The sequence below is a fragment of the Frankia sp. CeD genome (assembly GCF_000732115.1).
GTDB classification, from domain to species: Bacteria; Actinomycetota; Actinomycetes; order Frankiales; family Frankiaceae; genus Frankia; species Frankia casuarinae.
In genome coordinates this window covers 226,799-231,517 of the sequence record NZ_JPGU01000002.1, presented here as the reverse complement: position 1 = coordinate 231,517, position 4,719 = coordinate 226,799, and the positions used below count along the sequence as shown (strand labels likewise).

Genomic DNA, 4,719 nt, shown 5'->3' with positions numbered 1-4,719 from the left:
GCTNNCGATCTCATAGTTGATGGTGCCCAGCGCCGCGGCCCAGTCGTCCGCGGTCGGTTCGCCGCGGTCGCCGGGGCCGAAGAGCAGCACCTCGTCGCCGGCCGCCACCTGGTCGTCACCCACGTCGAGGACGAACTGATCCATGCAGACCGTGCCGGCGATGCGTCGGCGCCGCCCGCCGAACAGCACCTCCGCGGTGTTCGTCGCGGACCTGGGGATGCCGTCGGCGTAGCCCAGCGGCACCACGGCGAGCGTCGTCTCGCGTGTTGTCGTGTACCGGTGCGCGTAGGAGNNGNNGNTTCCCGCCGGTACCCGCTTGGTCAACGCGGCGTGCGTCGTCAGCGTCATCGCGGGGCGCAGGCCAAAGGCCGCCGGCGGCCCGATCTCCGGACCCGGGGACAGTCCGTAAACGGACACTCCCGGTCGAACCAGGTCGAAATGCGCCTCCGGGCTGACCAGGGTAGCCGCCGAGTTCGCCAGATGCCGCACGGACGGGTGTAGCCCCGCCTTCGTGGCGATGTCGATCGCATCCCGGAAACGCCCGATCTGACCCTGCACCGTGGGATGCCCGGGGGCGTCGGCGAACGCGAAGTGGCTCCACACACCGATCACCTCGATCACGCCCTCGGCCTCGAGTGCCGCCCCGGCGTCGCACAGCGCCGGCCAGTCGGCCTCCGTGGCTCCCGCCCGGCCGAGGCCCGTGTCCGCCTTGAGGTGCACCCGGGCGGTACGGCCGGTCCGCCGGGCCGCGGCGGCGGCCTCCTCGAGCGCCCAGCCCGCGGACGCGGACAGGTCGACATCCGCGGCGATGGCGGCGGCGAACGATTCACCGGGCGCCGCGAGCCAGGACAGCACCGGGACGGTGAACCCGGCCGCGCGCAGGGCGAGCGCCTCCTCAAGGAACGCCGTGCCGAGCCAGGTGGCCCCGCCCTCCAGGGCCGCCCGTGCGCACGGGATCATGCCGTGGCCGTAGCCGTCAGCCTTGACGACCGCCATGGTGGCGGCGTCGCCTGCCCGGGCGACGAGGGCGGTCACCGACGTGCGGACCGCGTCGAGATCGATGACGGCACAGGAACGAAGATCATTCCCGGCCGGAGAACCGGCTCGCTGTTCGGTCACGCCGTCACGCTACTCCGCGTGGCATCCGTCGCCGGTCAAGCAGGTCGCCGATGACCTGGGGCAGGAGGGCGGGCAGATCATTCGCTGCCAGCGGCGCCGGGGCCCGCTCGGCGGCCCGGCCGTGCAGATAGGCGCCGACCGCCCCGGCCGTCGCGGGGGCGAGCCCGGCGGCGAGCAGCGAGCCGATCAGGCCGGTCAGCACGTCACCGGTCCCGGCGGTCCCCAGCCATGCCGATCCGGTCGTGTTGACCAGCGCCGATCCATCCGGCCGCACGACGAGTGTGCGGGCGCCCTTGAGCAGGATCACCGCTCCCGTCGCCGCCGCGGCCCGCCGGAGAACAGCGAGCCGATCGTCGGCGAGTTCGGCGACGGTGGCCTGCGCGTCCCGGCCAAGGGCGACCGAGACGAACCGCTGGAACTCGCCCTCATGCGGTGTGATCAGCACNGGCGCCGCCCGCTCGGCGNNGGCGGGCCGCGCCGCGATGATCTCGGCAAGCGGGTCGAGGCCCCCCGCGTCGACCAGGACCGGAAGGTCCGTCGCCAGCAACGCCGTCAGCAGGGTACGGACCGCGGGTCCCGGCGCCAGGCCTGGGCCGATCGCCCAGGCCTGGACCCGGCCGGCGGCCAGCATCGTGTCGGCGTCACCGGCCTCGATGACGGTCACGACGGCCTCGGGATGCGCCATCCGCACGAAATCGCCGGCCCTGCTCACGACCGCGCCGACGGCCTCGCCCGCGACCTTCTCGGCGTGCCCCGCGGTCACTACCCGCAGGTACCCGGCGCCACCACGCAGCGCGCCGCCGACCGCGAGCACCGCGGCGCCCGGATAGGCGTCGCTGCCGGCGACGAGGCCGAGGACCCCGCGACTGTACTTGGACGCCGTCGGGCTGGGAACGGGCAATGCCGCGGCGACGTCGGCGTCGTCGAGAGCGCACAGGTCGGGTTCAGGCAGGTCCAGTCCGATGTCGACCAGCTCGACGGGGCCGGTGTGGGCGGCACCGGGCATGAGCCACAGGCCGCGTTTGCGGGTACCGAAGGTGACGGTACTGCTCGCCCGGACCGCCGGCCCCGCGACGGCCCCGGTGTCCGCGTCCACCCCGCTGGGGACGTCGACCGCCACCGTCCGTTCGGGGGGTGCCAGAACGGCGAGCCGGGCGTACGGCTCGCGCAGCCCGCCCCGGCCCCCGATGCCGAGCAACCCGTCCAGCACCAGATCGGCGGCGGCGAACAGGATACGCAGCCGCTCATCGTCGATCGGCTGCCCCGCACCCGCCGGACCGCCCGCGCCCACCACCGGACCCGGATGGTGCAGTCGGCCACCGGCCGCAAGCAGGGCTGCGGTGCCTTCCGGGTGGGTGCGGCCGGGTGCCACCGCATCAATCCGCGCCCCTCGGGCGGCCAGCCGCGCTCCGGCCCAGAGGGCGTCACCACCGTTGTCGCCACCGCCGGCGAGCACGACGACGCGGGCACCGTAGACCCGCCCGAGGCGTCGTGCGGCGTGCGCGACGAGCCCGTGCACCGCCCGCTGCATCAGAGCGCCGGGGGGCAGCGAGGCGAGCAGCGGCGCCTCGGCACCTCGAACCTGTTCGACCGTATGGGCATTGCGCATGCCGACATGCTGCCCCGCTCCGATCCGCGGGCGCCCGACAGGCCGGCACGGACCCACCGGACCCACCGGACCCGACCGTGCTCAGGTCTCGGCGACGACCATCGCCACGGCCACGCCGCCGTCGTGGGTGAGCGAGAGGTGCCAGGACGCGATGCCGAGCCGGGCCGCCGCGGCGGCCACCGTGCCGATGATCCGTAACGACGGTCGCCCCCCGGTACCGAGAACAACCTCGGTGTCGTGCCACTCGAGACCGGGGGGTGCGCCGAGAACCTTGGCGACCGCCTCCTTCGCCGCAAACCGGGCAGCCAACCGCTCAGGCCGGGCGAGGCCGCGTTCGGTCGCGGTGAACAGCCTCATCGCGATGCCCGGCGTGCGCGCCAGCGTCGCGGCGAACCGGTCGACATCCACCACGTCCACTCCGACGCCCACCACCGCCACCCGGAAAGGTTCCCACAAACGCGGTGTTGCGCCGCCGTCGGCACCGGGGTGGCCGGTGAGGTCCCCGCCAGCCGGTTCACGCCCATCTCGCCGAGGGCGCCCGCGCCCCGCTGATCAACGCTTCGTCGATCAGTGCGTCGCAGCCCGCCCTGGGGCCGATCCGCCGTTGCCGTCGTCCTTAGCTGTCGCCATCGGGAGCGGTGCGGCCCTTGTCCGCGCCGGTGCCCGTGGCGGCACCCTCCGGTCTCATCGGGGGCTCGACGTCGTCCCCGGCGAGGATCCGGTAGAGACCACGGCGGGTCTCGGCGAGCAGGGACCGCGCCGCGGCGATCTGCGCTTCGTCTCCGGCCTGGGCCACCTGGACGATGGCCGCACCGACGGCGAACGCCAGCGTTCGCAAACTGGTGAGATCGTCATCGACCGCCGCCGCAGCAGTCTCCCACGGCTTGCGCTCCCCTGCGCGTGCCTCGACGTGCGCCCGCCCGGCGTCGGTGAGATGGAAGACTCGCTTGCCCTCCGCCTCCTCCGCGCGCACGAGACCCTCGTCGGCCAGCAGTGACAGGACCGGGTAGACCGACCCCGGGCTCGGCCGCCAGATGCCACCGCTGCGCTCCGCAAGCTCGCGGATCATCTGGTAGCCGTGCATGGGCTCCTCGGCCAGCAGCGCGAGCAGCGCCTCCCGGACGTCGCCCCGCCCCACCTTCGGCCCACGGCCGCCGAAGCTGCCGGGGCCACCGAAGCCGGGGCCGCCGAAGCCCGGACCGAACCCCGGACCGGGAAAGCCGCCGAACGGCCAGCCCGGTCCGCCCCGGCGGCCTCTCGGCCCGCCTCCCGCGTGCCCACCGTGCTCACGATGCCCACCGTGCTCACGATGCCCACCGTGGCCGCCACGGCCGACGCGACCGGCCCGACCGCTCTCGGGGTGGTCCTGCTCGCCGGCCACCGCCTCCGACCGGCCACCACACTGCCCCCAAGCGCTCATCGCCTCGAAGAAGTCCCGCAGCCGGGACGGGCCGAACCCGGCCTCGCATCCCCAGTGGCCCCATGGGCCCGGCATCACCTGTGAAACCATGATCATTCCCTTCGAATCGGCGCGACCGGAGCAATCCGCTCACGCTCCATCACGTAGGCTCACGATATATCGCGATGCAATCGATGACAAGACCTACTCGGCTAGGCATCCCCGAACCGCGCGAATTCCGTAGGATTGAGCAGTGATCATTTCGGGGTCCGGGGAGAACGGGCACGGCGGAGACGCCGTCACCCCGCTCGAGGCAGCCTTCGAGGAACGCGCCTGCGCACAGCACGCCGGCACCGACGTCTTCATGGAAGGGGTGAATCTGGCTCTTCTCGGTCGAGTCGAACAACTCCGTATCCGCCCCACCAACGCATCCGGCACGGTGGACGACGACGGTTCGTACGAGGTCCGCCTGGAGGCGGCCGACGACGGGCCACGGACGGGCTGTACCTGCACCGAGGGATCCACCGGCTCGTTCTGCCGGCACGCGGTCGCGGTCGCCCTCGTGGCCACCGGCTCGGCGGGGNNNGNNNNG

At 73.5% G+C, this 4,719-nt stretch carries 4 protein-coding genes and 1 pseudogene (1 of these 5 running past the window's edge); 1 reads left to right on the top strand and 4 read right to left on the bottom strand.

Going from position 1 to position 4,719, the window contains the following annotated elements; all coding sequences use genetic code 11:
* The 4 genes from alr to CED_RS02635 all read right to left on the bottom strand — a co-directional run.
* The coding region (alr, locus tag CED_RS02650; RefSeq protein WP_152569682.1) for an alanine racemase at positions 1-1,119 on the bottom strand (1,119 nt) is incomplete at its 3' end.
* A gap of 4 nt (positions 1,120-1,123) precedes the next feature.
* Complete coding sequence (locus CED_RS02645) at positions 1,124-2,728, bottom strand: NAD(P)H-hydrate dehydratase (protein WP_035908478.1); 1,605 nt, start codon at positions 2,726-2,728, stop codon at positions 1,124-1,126.
* 81 nt (positions 2,729-2,809) lie between these two features.
* Positions 2,810-3,166 carry a holo-ACP synthase gene (locus CED_RS02640; protein WP_011435073.1) on the bottom strand — a complete coding sequence of 119 codons (357 nt, stop codon included), beginning with the start codon at positions 3,164-3,166 and terminating at the stop codon, positions 2,810-2,812.
* Between the two features lie 178 nt (positions 3,167-3,344).
* Positions 3,345-4,238, bottom strand: a complete 894-nt coding sequence (locus CED_RS02635) for a PadR family transcriptional regulator (protein WP_368671081.1) — start codon at positions 4,236-4,238, stop codon at positions 3,345-3,347.
* A gap of 142 nt (positions 4,239-4,380) precedes the next feature.
* On the opposite strand from CED_RS02635, the pseudogene CED_RS02630 reads away from it, so the two are divergent.
* A pseudogene (locus tag CED_RS02630) lies at positions 4,381-4,719 on the top strand (SWIM zinc finger domain-containing protein); it runs 222 nt beyond the window's last position.